The sequence below is a fragment of the Quyinboa ferrireducens genome, assembly GCF_042436675.1.
Lineage (GTDB): Bacteria > Bacteroidota > Bacteroidia > Bacteroidales > UBA5342 > JBHJHP01.
Genome location: NZ_JBHMVA010000003.1, coordinates 204777 through 226262 on the forward strand (window position 1 = coordinate 204777; position 21486 = coordinate 226262).

Genomic DNA, 21486 nt, shown 5'->3' on the forward strand with positions numbered 1-21486 from the left:
GATCCTTTGTTAAAACTTTGCTCAAACCATACATATCTGTCACTCAAGAGACAAAACATTAAAAGTTTTATTAAATTCGTCCTTTTAATATACAGGACAACCTGTTTGGGTGATATTTTTACGTTTGCATAGAGGATGAAACGATTTACTTGGTTTATAACAGTTCTGATTCTGGGTTCAGGAATTAATATAAATGCGTCTACAGATTCATTGACATTAGATTTTAATCATGAACGCGGTTATTATCGTGATGCCTTCAACCTCACCATAACTTCATCTGATCCTTCAGCTATTATTAAATACACATTAGACTGTTCGGATCCGCTTTCGAACAGTAGTATGGCATACACCAACAGCCTGTCGGTAACTAAAACAACAATCGTCAGAGCAGTAGCCTATTCCTCCTCAGACACATCGGAGCTGATTACGCAGACGTATCTTTTTCCTGAGGATATTAGCAGGCAACCTAAAAATCCCTCTGGATTCCCGGCAACCTGGGGTGGATCAAGTACAATAAATGCTGACTATGAAATGGATCCTGAAGTAATTAACAATCCTGTTTATTCAGATAAAATTGAAGCAGCACTGAAATCCCTTCCCGCATTATCACTCACCATGGAAACCGATGAATGGTTTGATCCAGTATCAGGTCTGTATGTTGGTTATCCTAATACAAATATCACCAGGGAAAAACCTGTCAGCGCGGAATTCATTTATTCGGATCCCAAAGAGAGCTTTTTAATTAATTGCGGTGTCCAAAACCAGGGCGGCACCAGTATCGTGGACTGGAAATCACCCAAACAATCCATGAGATTGCTGTTTAAGAGCCAGTATGGCCCGAAGAAATTAAAGAAAAAACTGTTTCCGGATTCTGAGATTGAATCCATCAATACCCTGGTGGTTGACGGATTATTATATTCGTGGATCCATCCATGGGATAATACACAGCGGAAGACATCGCTGTATTTCAGAGATCAGCTTGCATCAGATATACAAAACCAAATGGGCGGATTAAGTTTTCATGGTATTTATGTCAATGTTTATATCAATGGCCTTTACTGGGGCATTTACGATCTCCACGAACGACCGGATGAGGATTTTATGGCAGAGTATTATGATGCCCGGACAGAGGATTTTGACATCATTAAACATAATCCGAATACAGTTGTAGCAGGATCAAACGTTTCATATCTCAATCTATTAAAAGAGGCCAGAAAAGGTTTCACGGATAATACGCCACTGGATGAAATAAAGAAACTCCTTGATCTTCCTAAGTTTATTGACTATATGATACTGAACTTTTACCTGGGAAATTACGATTGGGCACATCAGAATTTTTATGCGGCAGTAAATAAAAAACTGAATTCAGGTTACAGGTTTTACACCTGGGATGCTGAGCATGTGATGCGGTATTCAGATGTAAATTACAATAATACAGGCAAAAATGATTCGGGTGGTCCAACGGAAATCCACCAGTTATTGAAAAACAATACGGAATACAGACTTATGTTTGCCGATGCATTTTATAAACACGCATTCAATAACGGTGCCTTGACTCCTGAGAATTTTGAGCGCGCTTTTAATAAGCGTAAAAATGAGCTTGACCAGGCAATCATCCTGGAATCTGCAAGATGGGGAGATTATCTTGAGAGTTCAACCAATACAGTTTACACCAGGGATGACTTTTGGATACCTGAAGTGGATAAAGTTTTATCAGAATATATTCCTAAGCGTTTAAACAAGGTTTTGGACCAATTCAGACAAAACAGTAACCGTCTGTTTCCTTCTGTAATGCCACCCATATTTGATAAAGAGGAAGGTATAGTAGAAAGCGGGGCAACTGTTTCTATTTCCACTACGAATTATGTTCCTGGCAAAATTATTTACACACTTGATGGCACCGATCCCAGAAAAGAAGGTGGTAGCATACAAGGCACCGAATACAAAACTCCAATCGCGATCAATAAAACAACAACAATTAAAACCAGATTCTTATCAACCGAAACCAACGAATGGAGCGCACTTGCTGAGGCCGGTTTCATACCTGAAAGCGATTACAATGCAATAATGATAAGTGAAATTATGTACAATTCCGCTTATCAGGATCTTGAATTTATTGAACTCCTGAATAATGGAAAAAAAGAAATCAACATCAAAGGCTACACGTTTACTGACGGCATTGAATACACTTTTGACAACGATCTGATTTTAAATCCCGGAGCAGTAACAGTATTAGCAAATGATGGAACAATGTTCTCCTCCTTATTTAACTTTGATCCCTACGATATATATTCAAAACGCCTGAGCAATGACGGAGAAACTATTTTACTGGCCAACAGTTTTGGGGATACAGTGGATTCCGTCAGTTACAGCAACGCATATCCATGGCCGTGGGAAGCTGATGGCCATGGCAGATCTTTAGTACTTAAGGACCCGAACAGTGATAATGCAGTAGCAACCAACTGGGAATTATCAACAGAAATTTATGGTTCACCCGGAAATTACACATCGGTTAATATTGGGACTAATACAATCAAAAACAGTGTCTATCCTAATCCATTTAAGAACCTGATCCGGATCAGAATAGATGCCACGAAACAATCCGAAACCCTTTCATTCGGGATATACAACAGCATGGGACAGCTTGTTAAGAGTTTCCAAAGGCAAGCCCAACAACATCCGTATGAATTTGATCTCAGCTGCTTAAACACAGGAACATACTTACTCATTGTAAATGATGTTGAAAGTAGGGATCAACTGCTGAATACGTTGATTGTGAAAATTGAATAAAACAAACAGTGTCCAATTCAGCAAGTGATTCACCCCTTCTTCTAAAGTGGTTAAACGGAAATACGATACCTCTAAAATTTGCTTTATCCTTCAAGATTATTTTATAAAAAGCAAATTAAATGGTTTTCTTTGTGTTAAATAACGAATATGAATCCAGGTACATACATATACATTCTGGTAGCTTATTTCGGTGTGTTATTCCTTATTTCGTTTATAACCGGCAAAAGCAGCACCAACGACACCTTTTTTACAGGGAACCGGCGTGCACCATGGTATATCATATCTTTTGGAATGCTGGGTGCTTCATTGAGCGGTGTCACCTTTATATCTGTTCCCGGATGGGTTATGAGCACCAATTTCACCTATATGCAAATGGTTCTGGGCTATGTAGTTGGATATATCGTTATTTCGCAGATCCTTTTACCTATATATTACAAACTAAAGCTGCCTTCAATCTACTCTTACCTGGACGAACGATTTGGTAAAAACACATATAAATCCGGATCATGGTTTTTCATATTATCCAGAACCATAGGTTCAAGCTTCAGGTTGTTTCTGATGGCTAATGTATTACAGATTACTATTTTTGAACAGTTGGGAATTTCATTTTCTGTGACCGTTGTCGTAACGATTCTGCTTATTTGGCTCTACACCTTCAGAAGCGGCATAAAAACCATCATATGGACAGATGCATTACAAACTTTTTTACTGCTGGCAGCCCTTGTTATAACGGTTATTGAAATTTCGGGCAAGCTTAACCTGACAGCAGGTGAAACGTTTAGCACTGTATACAGCAATCCATTATCAAAGATTTTTATATTTGATGACTTCGCCAGTAAACAGAACTTCTTCAAACAATTCCTTTCTGGTGTCTTCATCACCATTGTGATGACAGGTCTCGATCAGGACATGATGCAGAAAAACCTAAGCTGCAGAAATTTAAAGGATGCGCAAAAAAACATGCGTTGGTACGGTTTTGCTTTTGTTCCTGTTAATTTTCTGTTTTTATCTCTTGGTGTGCTTTTAGTTATATATGCCAACCACATTGGAATGCAAATTCCCGAACGCAGCGATGATCTGTTCCCTACGCTTGCAACCGGAGGTTATCTTAGTCCGTACCTTGCCGTAATATTTATGCTTGGTCTGGTCGCAGCAGCCTACTCCAGTGCTGATTCAGCCCTAACTTCGCTGACTACTTCATTTTCGGTCGATATCCTAGGCTATAATAAAGAGGACAATGAACTCCCAAGGGAAAAACGAATTCTGGTTCATTTTGCATTTTCCGTAGTACTTACCATCATTATTCTTTTATTTAACAAGATCAATAATCAGGCCGTTGTTAGCGCCATATTTATGGTTGCCGGTTATACTTACGGACCACTTTTGGGCGTTTATTTTGCAGGTTTATTTACCAGACTGAAACCGAATGACAAGCACATACCATATGTTATGATTGCATCTCCACTGGTATCAATTGCCTGTTATTACGGTTTTAAAGCTTTATGGGACTACACACTGGGATTTGAAGTTTTACTACTTAATGGTTTTATAACTTTTTTAGGTCTGATACTGCTTCACTTCATTAATAAAAACTACCTGACCAGGTGAATTTAATTCCGGGTTGAACAAAAAAATTTAACACTTGTTAAATTGATAGGTTAACAAATATTAAATAACCTTGTGCTGGCCCAATTGTATTTTGCAATTTGCATCTCTCCCTGATTAGTTCATTCCCCGCTCATAGTTGACTTTACTCAATGTAACTCTCTGTTTAGTATTGAATTTTCAGATTACTAATCAAAAATAGAGCATCATGAAAACAACCGGGATTATTTGTCTTACCCTTTGGGTAATAGTGGCACTGCTCCCTCTAAACCTTTATGCCGAAAATGGAAATGACAACGAAGGCATGTATGCCAGGAACAAAATGTATACAGCCATTCACAATGATTTGGATATCGATATCAGAAATCGCTTTTCTGACGGAGATAAGTTATCAAATGCTATTGCAGCAACATTAAGCCTCTCATTTACATGGTTCTTCATTAACAACAGTGGTTTAATTGCGCAACTGGATTATTCCAGAACGCTCACTAACAATGAATCCACGTACAGCTTTACCCAAATTGCCAGAACTAAAATGCTTTATGCCGGATATATTTACGGCTATCAGTTATCACAGACCTTGGGTCTTTATGGATCAGCCATGCTTGGAATTGGCGCGGCAAGAGACTATTTCCGATATGTGGATCAAGCCGCAGGTAACAACTCAAAGGCACTTTTAACAGGTGCCCGGCTGGAACTGGGAGCTTACTGGTGGCCTATCCTTGCACTTCCTGTTCTGCTTCAGCCAAGAATAGGCTACGCACTTCGCAACCAGGCAAATGATAGTTATAATACAGTAACATCAGGTTTGTATATGTCTGCAAGTATTATTGCTGCTTTGTCGTGCAATGATTTTTACTGCAGAAACAGCAGTATTGCAAAAATTATGAATCCATACCTTCCGGGGTTAATCTTCATCACAACAGGCCTGAATCCTTTTCTGCAACTTGGAAGTATTACATCAAAATACACAGATGCACAAAACAGTGTAAACAATTATTTCAATACGGGTTTGCAGTTAGGATTTGGAATATACCTGATTCAAAACCTTGCAGCACTGATGTATCTTAACAGCTATTCTAATAAAACAACACAGCAGGATAGCGATTATGGCAACAGGGATTCCGGATTTAAATTTGGTGTAGGACTCAGGTATAACCTTCCTTTTATCAATTCTTGTCTGAATAACCTGTATGCACAGGCAAAAATTGGTTTTGGCAATCGCGCATATGAGTATTTAAACAGTGAATCCAGTACTAATAAAGACAAAATCTTTGCCTATTCAATGGGTATTGGTTATGCTTACTTCCTTACATCATATATGGCTTTAACAAGCACGGTATTATATGAAGTAAATAAATATACAAATTCAGTATCAAACTTTAAATCCGTGTATTCAGGTCTGGCTATAAGACTGGCACTGGCGTTTTACATTAGCAATATGAATCTAATAAAAATGTGATCATGAAAAAGAATTATTTGTGGAACACACTGGTTTTATTTTTAGCAATTATTGTGCCTTTAAACTTGTTCGGTGAAGAACCAAAGCAAAAAAAGGAGTTGAGTAATACTCCGGTAACGGCAATTAATATGGATATGTTCAACCAGGGAAATTCAATCACTGACGTTGGTTACTTATTAAAATGGGATGCCTACAGTCAACGCAGTAGCGGTCAGAAGTATGGCGGTGGAAATTCACAGGATGTGTACATCAGATCGACCAACATGGTAAGGGACAATATTGGAATTACAGCTGGCCTGGAATACGACAGAACAGCATGGAAACCCAATAGCGGTATGGATAATATTACAAAATACCGGGGAATTACTCTGGGTGTTCTTTATGGGGATCAAACACAGTCAGGTATTGGTTACTATGCCGGACTTGATATTAATGCAGGATATAATACCGACAAATATTACAGCTATAATGATGGCGGCTATGATCCTAGAAAAAACAGTAATCCGGCAGCAGGATTTGAGATCAACACCGGAATACTCATGCAAAATTTCAGTAATAACAGCATCCTTACCAAAATCAATGCCGGTTATGACCGGTTCACAAATTATTATGATACCTATAACAATATTGATTCACGGGTCTGTATCGATATAAACACAGTGGCCGAAGTAGGATGTGAAGACTTCTACTGTAAAATGGATGATTACGATTTCCCTTCCAGAATAGACAATCATCAACAGGGTAACTTCTATTTTGATTCGTATAATCCAATATGGGTAAGTTTTGGATCAGAAAAAAATAAATACGATAACGGGACTATTAACAGTTGGGGAAATTTTTCGGGAGGGTTTGATCTTTCCTTAAACTATTATGTAATAGACAATATCAAAGTTAAAGGTGGAGCTTATCTGGATCTTTATGGTGACCATAGTAAAGATGATGAATCCAAATACAAAAGCAATGATTTTGGCGTATACCTGGGAGGCGGTATCAATGCACCAACTACGGACTGGTTAAATAATTTTTCCGCAAACGGTGAAGTGGAGGTTGGCAAGAGCAATTCAGAATCAACAGATTACATGGGAAACGTATCTTATACAAATTCAGATCTCAAACTTCAAATCAGTGGCTATGTCAGGTGGGAGGTTCCGCTGACAGAAAAAGTGTCGGGATATATTGACGCCGGATTAAAAAGGACAAGTTACAGCGACACAAATTCAGATTATTCCTATAATCGGTTTGGTCCATTCGCAGAATTCGGATTGTACGCCAACTTTAATACTATCCGATCGTTTTAACCTGTTAATTATTAACATAAATTCTCTCAAAGCAGCCTGTTTTTCAGGCTGTTTTTTTATGTGTAACATTTGTTACCTTTTTTCTTTTTTTAAGCACTTACCTTTACCGAATCCAAATTTTAAAATTTATATTATGACCAATGGAGTTTTTGATCATTCAAAACCATACGTACTAAAAGAATCCGTTCAATATGCGGAAGGATCAATTGTAAGTAAGATTATAACTCGAAACATTGCAGGAAATATCACATTGTTTGCATTTGATGAAAATCAGAACCTGAGCGAGCACACTGCCCCGTTTGATGCTATTGTTCAAATTCTGGAAGGCAATGCCAGGATAATTATTGACAAACAACCCTACACTCTTTCCGAAAATGAAATGATCATCATGCCGGCTAATATGCCTCATGCCGTTGAAGCCGATGGTAAGTTTAAAATGTTGCTCACAATGTTAAAAGCCTGAAGATGATCCGAAAGTCATTCATATTGCCACTTTCGGTTTCATTGTTCATCATTGCTCTGTTAGTTCCGGTTCAGCTGATGGTAAAAATGCGCATGCTAATGCTGGATCGGTTCATCCCCGGCGGCGGCTGGATTGAAATTGTTGCTGTTGCTTTTTATGGAGGTTTTGTTGCCTTTAAAATGCAGGAACCGGCCAATGTGCCCAAATGGCGATTACGAACATGATCTGTATTCAGCTGGTTCTTTTTTATTCAACTGATTCTTGGACTACTTATTTCAGAGAAGTTTCTTCTTACCGGCAAATTACATCTTCCCATTCCAATGATGATAATAGGCGGACCGGTTTACCGGGGCCATCTTTCAGTCATGACCCTGTTGTTTCTAAGCACAGTTATATTAACCGGACCAGCCTGGTGCAGTCATTTATGTTATTTCGGAGCATTGGACGGACTGGCAGCCAATAAAAAAGGAAGACCTGCAAAGCTCAAAGCGCTTAAAACATTCAAAAACAGCATGGTTATCCTTATTATTGTTACAGCTCTTGTTCTTCGTTTTTCAGGAATATCCAATCTTTGGGCCACAATTATAGCCGTTGCTTTCGGACTGGCAGGAGTTGCAATAATTCTTTTTGTTTCAGAAAGAAAAAAACAGATGGTGCATTGTATTCAGTATTGTCCTGTTGGTACTGTGGTCAGTTATGCAAAATATATTAATCCTTTCCGGATGCAAATTGATTCCAACTGCACAAGCTGTATGGTATGTACCACAACCTGCCGTTATAATGCTCTTAAACCAATTGATATAGAGCAGAAAAAACCGGGAATAACATGTACTTTATGTGGAGACTGTGTACAATCATGTCATGCAGAGTCTATTCAGTACAGGTTCTTTAAAATGGAGCCGGAAAAGGCCCGAATGCTTTATCTCTTCCTTACTATTTCCTTTCACGCGATATTTATGGCACTGGGTAGAATTTAAAATTTGAACCCGTAAACCATCCCAATCTGCAACGTACTGAAATTAATCTGCGTTTCCGGTATTGTAAAGTTGGTGGTATAATTTGTAGTTTCATAAGGTCCTAAAGCTGTTTTCGACATAAAAATATATTCTGCATTAAGAGCCCAGAAAGATACCTTACCCTCAGTCAGAACCAGCGACAATTTCCCATCCAGTCCAAAAGAATAATTACGATACTTTGTTGCCTCTACACTCGTATTATCGCCTGCATTTAAAGAAATTAACGGTCCCAACGAAAACTCAAAATGCTTAAAAGGCCGGTATGTATAATGCAGCCCGGCAGAAACAGAATGCAGTGAGACAAATAAATAACCTTTACTTTCGCTGTAACCACTGACTTCGCCCAGATAGGCATAGCGCAAATCGCCCCCAATACCGCTTTTCTCCTTATAAAAATTGGTATACGAACCTGACACAAAAATCTGAGGACCGGAAAACTTAGGATGATTAATTATCTCACCTGCATTAAAAAGCCATCCTGTCGTTGGGTCGTTGTAACCATATGCATTCATCAGGTCCGTTATTTGACCGGGCGCAACAGAACCAGAATAACCAAGGCTCAAATCAAACCTGTTCTTCTTATTTTTCTCCGGGTTATTGTTATCAGATTGCCCTGAAGAAACCAGGCTAATCAGAAGAAAACCGATAAAGAAAATATATTTCATTGCACTTATTTTTAAAACATCTCAAGTTACGAAAAAGCATTTATTTAATCCACACTACTCATTCCTTACCATATTTGACTGAATTTTATTATCCTGAGTAAACAGTAATTACCGTATGCTTTTCTACTTTTGCATCCTATGAAGCAACTGGATCGCCGGATATTAAAATTTGCCATTCCAAACATCATAAGCAATATTACTGTTCCTCTGCTAGGGTTTGTGGATATGGCATTAATGGGGCATCTGAATTCTCCGGTTTATATCGGCGCTATTTCACTTGGAACTGTAATCTTTAATTTCATCTACTGGAGCCTTGGATTTTTACGCATGAGTACCAGTGGCCTTACAGCCCAGACATATGGCAGAAAGGACCATGAACAGGCTGCAAAGATCCTTTCGAGAGCCTTATTTATCGCGATCATTTCCGGTTTTTTCATCCTGCTTTTCAGGAATATAATAAGTGATGTAGGGTTTAATCTACTGGATGGAACCGATGCCGTAAAAAAAGAAGCTGTTATATATTTTAAGATTCGTGTATTTGCCGCGCCTGCCTCTATTGCCCTGTTTGCATTTTCTGGCTGGTTCCTTGGAATGCATAACGCAAGGGTGCCAATGATTGTCTCTATTCTGATTAATGTGTTCAACATACTGATTAGCGTGTTGTTTGTTGTCATTCTGGACTATAAATCAGATGGGGTTGCAATAGGAACGGTATGTGCCCAGTACATAGGGCTAGCCTTGTATATCTTCTATTTATTCCGCAAATTCCCAAATCTGATTAAACATATCAGCTTAAAAAGTATTACACCTTTTAATGAGTTAAAAAACTTTCTGTCAGTTTCAGGTGATATATTTTTCAGAACACTGATGGTGATCCTCGTATTTACATGGTTCACCTCTGAATCTGCCGGACAGGGTAATACAATACTGGCTGTGAATTCACTTTTCCGTGAATTTCTGATGTTCTTTTCCTTTTTGATGGATGGATTTGCCTATTCTGCAGAACCACTCATTGGCGGGGAAATCGGTGCCGGAAACCGAAAAGATATCCGTTCGATTGTGCGCAGAATTTTCAAATGGGGAATCGGCATCACTGCTTTAACTACTTTAATTTATGGAGGCTTAGGTTACCAGGTCATGTCCCTGTTAACGAATCAGGCAATTATTTTAGAAACAGCAAAGCCCTACCTGTTTTATATAGCTTTGATTCCATTGGCATGCTTTGCTTCTTTTTTATGGGATGGCGTCTACATAGGAGCTACAGCGTCAAGGCAAATGCTACTCTCTATCATGATTTCTACATTTGTCATTTTTTTCCCCGTTTGGTACATCTTTAAAAACAGCCTGGGAAATCATGCCTTATGGGTAGCCATGTTGCTTTTTATGTTCAGCAGGGGTATCTACCTGTGGGCAGTGAGCGAAAAGCATATTTATAAAAAGCAATAAGAATTCCGTTTTTCTACATTCAGCTTTTTCCTAATTTTGCAACAAAATTAATTTGCATGTCAGACACATCATTATTTACACCGGAAGAACAGGAAAAACTTTATGTAACATTCAGGGAATTACTAAAGGACGCTTCTGTTTTTAAGGAAGATGATGCCGAAGCCCATGTTCACAAGGCTTTTCATATTGCCATGAACGAGCGTGGGAACAAGCGCGTCCGTTCCGGAAGACATGCAATCTATAAAACTCTGGATGTTTCCAAGATAGTGGTGAACGAAATCGGACTCGGAAAGACATCACTGATCTGTACATTGTTATACGATGTTGTTCATGCCAACCACATACCGCTTGAAGAAATAAAACAGGAATTCAGTCAACAGGTTGTAGAAATTATACGTGGTTTGGATCAGGCATCGGCATTGTATGAAAAAAGTGCCGCCATAGAAACAGAAAATTTTCGCCAGCTGCTCCTGACATTTGCCCGCGACATCCGGGTAATCCTGATCATGGTGGCAGACAGGTTGCACACCATGCGGCACCTGCAGTACTTCAGCGAAGAAGATCAACTGAAAATTGCCAGGGAAACATCGTATCTGTATGCTCCACTCGCACACCGTTTAGGTCTGTATACAATTAAGTCTGAACTCGAAGATCTTTCACTGAAATATACAAACAGGGAGCTTTACAAAGAGATAGCCAAAAAACTGAATGAAACAAAACAGGAACGCGAAACATACATAGCCAACTTTATTGATCCCATAAAAAAGAAACTGGAGAAAGAAGGTTTTAAATTTGAGATCAAGGGGCGTACTAAAACCATTTTCAGTATTCTGAACAAAATGAGTAGGAATACCCCTTTCGAGGATATTTACGATCTATTTGCCATCAGAATTATTCTTGACACCAAACTGAAGAATGAAAAATCGGACTGCTGGAGGGTTTACTCTATCATTACTGACATGTATTCGCCTAATCCAAAACGCTTGCGCGACTGGCTGTCTATACCTAAAAGTAACGGTTACGAATCCCTGCATACAACAGTAATGGGGCCCGACGGTAAATGGGTTGAAGTACAGATCCGGACCGTACGAATGAATGAAATTGCAGAAAAGGGTCTGGCGGCTCACTGGCGCTATAAAGGTATTAAAAGTGAAAAAGGACTGGATGAATGGCTAATGAATATTCGTGAGATCCTTGAAAATCCTGAGAAAAATGCAGTTGATTTCATCGACGACTTTAAGCTTGGTTTGTACGAAAAGGAAGTGTTTGTGTTCACCCCAAAAGGTGATTTAAAAAAGCTGCCTCTGCGTTCAACTGTACTGGATTTTGCTTTTGATATCCATACCGCCATTGGCAGTAAATGTGTCGGAGCAAAAGTTAACGGTAAGAATGTACCTATCCGACACCAGTTGAATAACGGTGATCAGGTTGAGATATTAACCAACAACAGTCAAAAGCCAAAACAAAGCTGGCTGCAGATAGTCACCACATCAAAAGCCAAAACCAAAATTAAGCAAGCCCTGAAGGAAGCACAGTTCAAAGAAGCCGAACTTGGGCGTGAAATGCTTCGTCGCAGGTTCAGAAACTGGAAAATAAACATTGACGATGGCCGGTTTCAGCGCATGGTACATCATCTGAAATTCAACACAACTACAGACTTTTACTGTGCAATATCCAATGAAGAAATAGAACTTGCATTTATCAGGGAAACTTACCAGGAACTTGAACGCAAAGAGACTTCCAGCACTCCCGAAAGTCAGGAAATTAAAACGGCGGGGAACTATAACCTTCAATCAGATATAGCAGAGGAAGGTGAAGATGTGCTTACGATAGATGAACACCTGAAGAACATCGATTTTACCCTTGCCAAGTGTTGTAAACCTATTTACGGTGATGATATTTTTGGTTTTGTAGGCTCATCAGGCGGTATAAAAATCCACAGAACAGATTGCCCTAATGCGCCTCAAATGATCAACCGGTTTGGCTACAGGATTGTAAAAGCTCAGTGGTCGGGCAAAGCCGGAACGAAGTATGAGGTTACAATCCAGGTAACAGGAGAAGATGATATTGGAATTGTCAGCAATATTTCTTCAGTGATTGCAAATGAACTTAAGGTTAAATTACGTTCAATTAACATTGATTCCGGCGACGGGGTATTCAATGGCACCCTAACACTATCTGTATCAGATATTTCACATCTAAACAGTGTCCTAAAGAAGATACAATCCATACGTGGAGTTCTCAATGTAAAGCGACTTTATGAATAAATTATTTCTTTATTATTTATTTTTTTAATGTGACCAAAATCCTTTATATGTCACTTTTTTACAAATTTATTTTGTTATATTAACAATTTATTAATAATTTTGTACGTGTAAGAAAGTTCTCACCTGTCATTAGTACAGTTAGCCCACTTTTAAGTCTCAGAGATAGATCAAATGTTAATTTTAACATTATATTAAACTTAAAAGTTATGAAATATTATCTTCTTACCGTACTTATTGTCCTGCTGTCGCTGATTCATTTCTCATGTGAGAATAACAGTGAATCTGACATCAGTCAAAAAATGGAATCTCCGGATCTGTTTCCTAAAGAAGCCGGAAAGGAAATTATATACGTATCCAATGTTCCTGAATTAATGGCTACAACAAGGTTGACCAAAGATGGAAATAAGGTTGTGGTTATAAAAGACGGTGAGTATGAAATTTCTGCACCTATTCGTATTGCCGGAGATGAAATCATCTACCGAAGTGAATCAGCCAATCGTGATCGCGTTATATTGAAAGGGAAAGGTATAAACGGAAGCATAAGCCGCATCTTCACAATTTCGGCAAACAATTTCGCGGTTAAGGATATCACGATTGGAGAGGTAAGTGGAAACGGAATAAAAATACAGGGAGAAAAGGATGCCGATAGCATTTATGTTCAGAATGTCCGGTTCTATGATATTAAAAGCCAGATGGTAGTTGCAACCTACGATGAAGATTACTCAGGCGATCATGCAGATTACGGCACTGTTGAAAACTGTCTGTTTGAACTAACCGACAGCAAAGCACAGAATAATCAGTGCGGTGGAATTGATATCTATGGCGGAACAGACTGGCGCATCAGCAATTGTACATTTAAAAACCTTAATTCCAGTGATCAGAAACAATCCACTGGTGCTATCCGGTTCAGAAATGCATCAAAAAACTGTATTGCAGAAAACAATGTAATTGTAAACTGTGACCGTGGAATTTTATTTGGGTTCAACAATGAACCGCACTCCGGTGGAATTATCCGCAATAACATGATTTCGGTTATCAGGGAATCGGGAATTTACATTTGTAATGCAAAAGATGTAAAAGTATATAACAATACCATTTATAATCCCTCTGATTATCCCTATTCCATTGAATGCCTGGACGAATCCGGAAGAGTTGAAATTATTAATAACCTGACCAATAAAAACATAGATTCGAACGACCTGGCTATTATCAGGATAGAAAATAACATTACACATGCTGACGAAAGCTGGTTTAAAAATGTTTCACGTGGCAACCTTCTTCTCGCCAAAAATATTTCCGAGGTTGTAAATTCCTCTATCTCGCTGGAAGATGGTTCACGCAATAATTCAGATCATGAGATATTGTATTTGGCAGATATTGGTGCCAATAAACGCTAAATCCCTTTCGTTTTTTGTAATATCATTTTCATTACAGATTCACACTGTTATAATGTTTTTGTGTTACTTTTACCAAAAACTTAAATGAATCTACCACGCAATGTTGAAGTTGCAGTCATCTCGGATATTCATCTTGGAACCCATGCCTGCAAAGCGAGAGAACTAATCAACTACCTGAAAGGCATTCATCCGGAGAAACTTATTTTAAACGGCGATATCATTGATTCCTGGCGGTTCAGCCGGAGTTATTTTCCAAAGACACATCTCAAAATCATCCGTTTACTGATTAAATTTCTTGAAAACGGAACAGAGGTAATCTACATTACGGGAAATCATGATGAAGTTATGCGCAACCTTTCCGGTGTTTCATTCCAGAACCTGAAAATAGTCAATCAGTATGAGCTTGAACAGAACGGATTAAAGACATGGATTTTTCATGGAGATTTTTACGACCGCATCATCCATCAGCATAAATGGCTCGCCCGAACCGGAGCTGCACTATATGGCCTGATCACTATAACCAATAAAGCTATTAATAAAATCCTATCGGTGTTTGGTTTGGGATCTGTGATCATTTACAAAACCATAAAGGAAAAGATAAAAACACATCCTGAAAAGTTATCCGGTTTTGAGGAACGGATTATTAACCATGCCAGAAGAAAAGGTTATGGTACAGTTATTTGCGGTCATACGCATGCCCCTGTAAACAAGATTATTAGCGACAAAAGTGGAACAATGAACTATATTAATTGCGGCGATTGGGTTGAACATTGCACCTCAGCAGAATACTCGAATGGGAAATGGACACTTAAAACATTTTCACAAACAGAATCCACGCCGACTTTTGATGAACCGGTGGTTTTAAACAAGAAAAGCCTTTATTACCTTATGCTCAAAGAATTCCCCTTGCTTTCAAACTGATTATTGGTTCCAGCCCGGGTTATCCCACGGCGAACTCCGCTTTTCGTACTTAAGATCCTGAAGCATAGAGGAATTCACATGGATGGTGAAGTTATATGTTTTATACCGGCCAAACGGCACAGCATTGAAACTCATTGACCAGCAATGAAGGTTTCTGCTTATCGATAAGTTGGTCGAGGTTATCTCACGATTTTTAAAATCATATCCGGAAGAAAAATTCATGGACCATTTTTCTGTCAGGGTCAGACTACCGTTAAAACGAAAGTTTGACACCCCGGTATATTTGAAATCATCCAGTGCTTTATCGTAAGCTCCACGTAAGGAATAGGAATAGCTGAACGAAAGATTCCATGGTATTTTAAATAAAAGATACCCGTCGTCATCGTATTTTGAATCGCTTTTTGATTTGCTTCCTGAAGGTTTCTCCTCGCTGTCATCCATTGTTTTGGTATCAGCTTCAGTTTCACCTCCACCACCTCTGAATCCCTTCAGGAAGGATTTCAGCTTGTCGTTATTAAATGAATACCCGGTAGACAGCGTGAGGTTTTTCAGTTTACCAATACTCCGGTCCCTCTCCCAGTATGTCTGGTTGATCCGAACTGCATCCCCATAACTATTAACAGTAGTAACATAAGGATCGAAGGTGGCACCGGCATTGATAGATAATCCTTTAAATAGCTTTGTTCTTCCCCTTACTGAAATATCAGACCACCGCATGGAATCGACGGCCATGTTATAACTTGTAGCAAAATTCAGGCTCTCAAGCAACTTAATCTTTTTAAACACATTTCCTCCTGTTGTATCGGCGTCATTTTTCACTTTCATCTCCACGTTATTACCTACAGAAAAACTGGCCGCTCCGTATTTGCCACTCCCAGGAGTTCCATACAATGATCCCTGAAAATGAGAATATTCTCTGGTCGTCCATACGTCTCGGGCAGCATTATATTCCTTATAGGTATCGTAATAGCCCCATTTTTCCTGCCCAAAATCAGGGCGATAACTCAAACTTACAGAAGGTGTCATGACGTGGCGGATAGCCTCAACCTTGTCACCGAACAACTTTTTCACAAAGGAAGCAGGCCTGTACATACCGTACAGTTTTGTTGAAGCACTTACCGAAGCACTGTAATCGTAAACCCTGAAAAAACCATTGGTTGTATCGGTAACAACTTTGGTTGTCATATTGTCAAGTGTATCTACTGTTTTATCAATACTTTCTGTATACCAGCGTTCAGTATAACTGACACTTGGGGAAATGGAAATATTTTTTAAAATATTAAAGGATGTTGACACGGGAATTGAGTGTCTTACCCCATTTCTCCAGTGAACCGAAGGATCTCCATTCAGAATAGCTGCCTGTTTATCGTTTACACTATTACTAAGTGTAGCAGAATAAGACATTCCTATTTTTTCATACCACCTGTCCCTTCCTATTTTCTTTTTACGTTTAAAAGGATAAATCCTTGACATATTCAGGTTCAGCTGCGGCAATGTCAGGCTTAACGATGAATCGGCTGCATTTTGTGAAGCCAGCAGTGTTGATGACATAGAGAAAGGTGTTCCGGGAAAGGTTCTTGAATAAGATACACTGGAACTCTTCTGGTTTCGTGCCAGATAACCTGGATTGTACACAACGGACTCCACTCCGATACTGTTCTTTTCAAAAGACGTTGAGGTAAAATCCACGCTGGCTGAGAAATTGGAATAAGCCGCTGCTTTACTATCCTGGGAATGTGTCCATCGGATAGCAAAGTCCTTGGTGGCACTATAATCTCCCGGAATAGCTTTTTCACCTACAACGTTATTGATGTAAGATATGTTTACACTCCCGTTAAACCTGTATTTAAGTCTGTAGTTTGAACGTGCTCTTACAGCCCATGAACCTTTGGAATAAATATCCCCTGTTGCTGAAAGATCAAAATAATCATTCAACGCAAAGTAATAACCGCCATCTCTCAAATAGAAACCACGGTTATTCTCCTCACCGTACGATGGCATTACAAAACCTGATGAATAGCTTTTAGTGAAAGGGAAAAATCCAAAAGGTATAAACAACGGATAGATCGGTACATCCTCCATCACCATATATGCCGGTCCGGTAACAATATTTTTACCCGGCCTGACCTTGGCCTTTGTCATCTTTAAATAAAAATGCGGATGATCGTGATTTGCACAGGTCGTATATTCTCCGTTTTTCATACAAAATGCATCCTCACTAATGCGTTTTGTTGTTTCGCTGGTCACAAATCCCTCACCCTGCTCCGTTACTACATTCTTAATTAACGCCTTGCCTGAATTGTAGTTATATGTAAGCTCCTCTTGTTTATAGGTTGTACCATCATCCGTAAACTCGGGAGTTTCTACAAGCGTATTTGTACTGTCAAGCCGGCCTCGTGCATAGATAAGGCTGCTGTCAAGGTTCATCCAGATGTAATACGATTTAAGATCTGTCTCGCCATAAACCACACTGGCATTCCCAAACATCTCCACTTCGCTGGTACCAATCATTACTATGGAATCGGCATTATAGTCAACATCGGCGGCAAATAAGGATTTTGTCGGACTTATCATTGCTATTCGTTCCTCTGATGTTATAACTTTTGCAGAGTCCTTTGTAATTGTGTCAGCAGCAACCTTATCCGGAACACTCCGGATTGAATCCAACTGAAGCACAAGCGAATCTCGGTCAGCATTCTGAGCCAACAAAGCCTGTCCGCAAAAGAGGCAAGAAATCACTAAAAAGATTAAAAAATTGCGGTTAAAAAGATATATACTAAATTTTTTTAACAACTTTAATCAATTATTTTTGTGTCTGTTAAATTCAAACTGGTATTAAAACGGCAAAGCTATCTAAAAACATTAAAAATATAGCAGCCAAAAACAATTTTTAACGTTAAACAAACATAACAGGGTATATTAATATGACATCGTTGCTTTGGAAAAAATTCGCCGTGGGGCTGAAGGTTATTTTTGTTTTAACATCGATCTTTTTTATCCCGAACAATCTGGAGGCTCAGGCATACCAGATTAAAACTATTGTCATCGATGCAGGACATGGAGGAAAAGATCCGGGAGCCATAGGCAGGAAAGCAAAAGAAAAGGATATCAACCTTGCTGTGGCTTTGCTTACAGGTCAGTATATTGAAAAATATATGCCGGATGTTAAAGTTATATACACAAGAAAAACGGATGAATTTATCGAGCTGCATGAAAGAGCAAACATTGCCAACCGTAATCACGCCGATCTGTTTTTATCCATACATGTAAATGCAGTTGCTAATTCAAGGGTTACGGGAGCTTCTAGCTGGCTGTTGGGTGTTGGAAAATATCAGTCGAACCTTGAGCTGGCAAAATTGGAGAACTCGGTAATTGAAATGGAAGATAATTACGAGGAGGTTTACCAGGGGTTTGATCCTAACAAGGATGAATCGTATATAATTTTCAATTTCAATTCTACTAAAGCATATTTTGAGCAGAGCCTTAACCTGGCACAGGAAATTCAGGATCAGTTTAAAAACAGAGTTGGCAGACGTAATTATGGTATACACCAGGGACCTTTCCTTGTATTGCACCGGACAACCATGCCTTCGGTACTTATTGAGTTGGGATTTATTACCAATTCAACAGAAGAAAAATTCCTGATGTCGAAAGAAGGACAAGAGTTTATGGCCTCAGCAATTTTCAGGTCAGTACGAACTTACAAACAACAAATTGACGCTAAAAACAAAAAAACTGTTATCTTAGCAAACCAGAAAGAGCCTGAAAATGAGAATTCTGTCGTCGAAGATCATGGCATAACTTATAAAGTTCAGTTTCTGTTATCTAAAACCGAACTTGCACCAGATGATCCGGCATTTAAGAATTTAGTAGCTGTTTGGAAATATAAAGATGGGGCCTTTTACAAATATACAACTGGCAGCTCAAGTGATTTGAGTGTAATAAAAGAAATACAGAACAACATTAAAGACAGGTATCCAGATGCATTTATTGCAGCATTTAAGGACGGGGAACGCATTTCGATATCTGAAGCCAAACGCCTTATTAAAGCTAAAAATTAACTAAAATAACCTTGACTGTGGTAAATCTGAGTTTTTTAAAGTCGAAAGAAGCCCGAACTGGTGCAATCATTGTGCTTGCAATTATTGTTATTATTATAGGTTTTAACATCGTTAAGCGAAGTACGACTTCAAAAAAAGAAAAATTGGAAATGCTGGCCGGTAAAAACAACAAACTTGGCGTCGTTGAAGGCATTGAATATGATCGCAAAAGTGATAAGTACATTATTACCATTGTGTTTCAGAAAAATGATGATTTACCCAATCTCCCCGGTGGCATTGCCACAACAGATACAGTGACCATAACAGTAGAAAAACATTTACTGAGACCAGTGCTGAAAAACTATGAAGTACCGGAAAACATTACAGCTTTAAAAGATGTGATGATTGAGGACACTGAAAAAAGTGAAGGTGAAACCAAAACAGAAATAACAAAACCACAGACTGAACAAAAGTCCGTCCCTGAAGCAACGCAGGTTAAGGCAGAAGCAAAACAGGTAAAACCTACAGAAAAGGTTCAAAGAATTGATGCATCCGGTGTTGTGTTTAAGATACAGTTTGTTATGTCGGACAAAGAACTATCCATGAATGATCCCGGATTAGCCGGCATTCCGGATGTTTCATATTATATGGATGGTAGTTTTTATAAATATACTGCCGGAAATGCCAGGGATTTTAACGCCGCTAAACAAATCCTTAATGATCTGCTAGTGCGTTATCCAGAGGCATTTATAATTGCGTTCAACAACAACGAACGTATTCCGGTACTCGAAGCTAAAAAAATTGTGAGGGACTCTCGAAAGTAATTCCTACTTTTGCACCATAAATTGAAAGTATGAAATTGAAAGTTCTCAAATCAAGAGAAGCACAGATTGGTTTATTAATTGCCGTAATACTTGCCCTTTTTATCTGGGGTTTTAATTTTCTCAAAGGCCGCAACCTCCTTACTCCGGCTAATTACTATTATTGTGAATTTGAAGATGTAGGTGGTTTGATGGAGTCTAACTTTGTTATGGTAAGAGGATTCAAAGTGGGACTTGTAGAAAATATTGAACTTAGTGATGATAACAGCAAGCTTATCGTGACAATGGTTCTGGAAGATGAAAAATTGAAAATTCCGAAAGGCTCCAAGGCTGTCTTATACGATCTTGATTTATTGGGAACCAAAGCTGTAAAACTGGAACTGGTTCCTGGTGGTGGATCATACTACGAAAACGGAGATACATTACCAAGCAATATTGATAAAGGCATGTTGGGTGGACTTGAGGACCAACTTGGCCCTGTTAAAGAAAAGATTGCAGAGTATGTAAAAAAACTGGATGATCTGATTGCCGACAGTACCATCAATCATTTGAGTACATCAGTGGCAAATCTTGATGCCACAACAGAATCTATTAAAAATCAACTGGGTGAAAGAGGAGATCTGACAGCCACGATAAGAAATCTCAGAAGAATCACACAGGACTTAAATAACAGTGAAACCGGGTTAAGAGCTACGTTAACCAACGTAAATGCCATAACCGATTCGTTGGCATCTTCGGATTTAAAACTTGCTATTTCACGCATAGATACAGCTGTTGCCAGTCTGAATTCCATATTGGTTAAAGTAGATAATAACGAAGGTACGCTGGGTAACCTGGTGAACGACAAGGCACTGTATGACAACCTGAATGCGACGACAGAATCGCTTGACAAACTGCTGACCGATATGCAACAGCAACCATCAAAATACGTTCATCTTTCACTGATTGATTGGGGTAAGGATGTGTACATTGATGAAAACGGTGTTACAAGAAATGTGGACGATAATACATATTTCTCGGTATTGGTAAAACAAACCAGCAATGCTGTAAATATTGACACCGAAAATTTTACGGATCCTTCTGTCATTAATGAGCATCAACAGAAAGGCGTATTCTACTATTCCATTGGAAACTTCAAGGATTACGGTTCTGCGATTGACGCAGCCGACAAAATCAGACAAACATATCCATCTGCCGAGGTCATTACATTCGACGGAAACAAAATAGTTTCGTTGAAAAAGGCCATTAAATAGGCGTTGTTCCGATTTTGCGTCCTGATTCTTTTTGTTTTTTTA

At 38.9% G+C, this 21486-nt stretch carries 16 protein-coding genes; 14 read left to right on the plus strand and 2 right to left on the minus strand.

Features of this window, described 5'->3' with window-relative positions; all coding sequences use genetic code 11:
* Nucleotides 1-135 precede the first annotated feature (135 nt).
* The 7 genes from ACE01N_RS06945 (at nt 136) to ACE01N_RS06975 (ending at nt 8595) form a co-directional block, all read left to right on the plus strand.
* Complete coding sequence (locus ACE01N_RS06945) at nt 136-2790, plus strand: CotH kinase family protein (RefSeq protein ID WP_380586217.1); 2655 nt, start codon at nt 136-138, stop codon at nt 2788-2790.
* A gap of 147 nt (nt 2791-2937) precedes the next feature.
* Nucleotides 2938-4398, plus strand: a complete 1461-nt coding sequence (locus tag ACE01N_RS06950) for a sodium:solute symporter (RefSeq protein ID WP_380586220.1) — start codon at nt 2938-2940, stop codon at nt 4396-4398.
* Between the two features lie 205 nt (nt 4399-4603).
* Nucleotides 4604-5857 carry a hypothetical protein gene (locus tag ACE01N_RS06955; RefSeq protein ID WP_380586223.1) on the plus strand — a complete coding sequence of 418 codons (1254 nt, stop codon included), beginning with the start codon at nt 4604-4606 and terminating at the stop codon, nt 5855-5857.
* Nucleotides 5858-5859: 2 nt separating this feature from the next.
* Entirely contained in the window at nt 5860-7155 is a 1296-nt protein-coding gene (locus tag ACE01N_RS06960) for a hypothetical protein (RefSeq protein WP_380586225.1), read from the plus strand.
* 133 nt (nt 7156-7288) lie between these two features.
* Nucleotides 7289-7618 (plus strand): cupin domain-containing protein, encoded by a 330-nt coding sequence (locus tag ACE01N_RS06965; RefSeq protein ID WP_375728378.1) that lies wholly within the window; start codon nt 7289-7291, stop codon nt 7616-7618.
* A gap of 2 nt (nt 7619-7620) precedes the next feature.
* Nucleotides 7621-7842, plus strand: a complete 222-nt coding sequence (locus ACE01N_RS06970) for a hypothetical protein (protein WP_380586227.1) — start codon at nt 7621-7623, stop codon at nt 7840-7842.
* A 96-nt stretch (nt 7843-7938) separates the two neighbouring features.
* The gene (locus tag ACE01N_RS06975) at nt 7939-8595 is read left to right on the plus strand and encodes a 4Fe-4S binding protein (protein ID WP_380586230.1); all 657 of its coding nucleotides are present in this window, start codon (nt 7939-7941) and stop codon (nt 8593-8595) included.
* Here ACE01N_RS06975 and ACE01N_RS06980 read toward each other — a convergent pair.
* A complete protein-coding gene (locus ACE01N_RS06980) occupies nt 8592-9299 on the minus strand; it encodes a hypothetical protein (protein ID WP_380586233.1) in 708 nt (235 codons plus the stop codon). The genes ACE01N_RS06975 and ACE01N_RS06980 overlap by 4 nt on opposite strands.
* Before the next feature lie 138 nt (nt 9300-9437).
* Here ACE01N_RS06980 and ACE01N_RS06985 point away from each other — a divergent pair, with 138 nt between their 5' ends.
* The 4 genes from ACE01N_RS06985 to ACE01N_RS07000 all read left to right on the plus strand — a co-directional run bounded on the left by ACE01N_RS06985 (nt 9438) and on the right by ACE01N_RS07000 (nt 15330).
* Nucleotides 9438-10745 (plus strand): MATE family efflux transporter, encoded by a 1308-nt coding sequence (locus tag ACE01N_RS06985; RefSeq protein WP_380586235.1) that lies wholly within the window; start codon nt 9438-9440, stop codon nt 10743-10745.
* 56 nt (nt 10746-10801) lie between these two features.
* Nucleotides 10802-13012 carry a RelA/SpoT family protein gene (locus ACE01N_RS06990; protein ID WP_380586238.1) on the plus strand — a complete coding sequence of 737 codons (2211 nt, stop codon included), beginning with the start codon at nt 10802-10804 and terminating at the stop codon, nt 13010-13012.
* Nucleotides 13013-13218: 206 nt separating this feature from the next.
* Nucleotides 13219-14409, plus strand: a complete 1191-nt coding sequence (locus tag ACE01N_RS06995) for a right-handed parallel beta-helix repeat-containing protein (RefSeq protein WP_380586241.1) — start codon at nt 13219-13221, stop codon at nt 14407-14409.
* A gap of 84 nt (nt 14410-14493) precedes the next feature.
* A complete protein-coding gene (locus tag ACE01N_RS07000) occupies nt 14494-15330 on the plus strand; it encodes a UDP-2,3-diacylglucosamine diphosphatase (RefSeq protein ID WP_380586244.1) in 837 nt (278 codons plus the stop codon).
* Here ACE01N_RS07000 and ACE01N_RS07005 read toward each other — a convergent pair whose 3' ends face one another.
* The gene (locus tag ACE01N_RS07005; protein WP_380586247.1) at nt 15331-18069 is read right to left on the minus strand and encodes a putative LPS assembly protein LptD; all 2739 of its coding nucleotides are present in this window, start codon (nt 18067-18069) and stop codon (nt 15331-15333) included.
* A gap of 194 nt (nt 18070-18263) precedes the next feature.
* Here ACE01N_RS07005 and ACE01N_RS07010 point away from each other — a divergent pair, with 194 nt between their 5' ends.
* Genes ACE01N_RS07010 through ACE01N_RS07020 form a run of 3 tightly spaced genes read left to right on the plus strand, consistent with a single transcriptional unit; the run spans nt 18264 to nt 21444 of the window.
* A complete protein-coding gene (locus ACE01N_RS07010) occupies nt 18264-19391 on the plus strand; it encodes an N-acetylmuramoyl-L-alanine amidase family protein (RefSeq protein ID WP_380586250.1) in 1128 nt (375 codons plus the stop codon).
* A 17-nt stretch (nt 19392-19408) separates the two neighbouring features.
* Nucleotides 19409-20194, plus strand: a complete 786-nt coding sequence (locus ACE01N_RS07015) for a hypothetical protein (protein ID WP_380586253.1) — start codon at nt 19409-19411, stop codon at nt 20192-20194.
* 29 nt (nt 20195-20223) lie between these two features.
* Complete coding sequence (locus tag ACE01N_RS07020) at nt 20224-21444, plus strand: MlaD family protein (RefSeq protein WP_380586255.1); 1221 nt, start codon at nt 20224-20226, stop codon at nt 21442-21444.
* Nucleotides 21445-21486 lie beyond the last annotated feature (42 nt).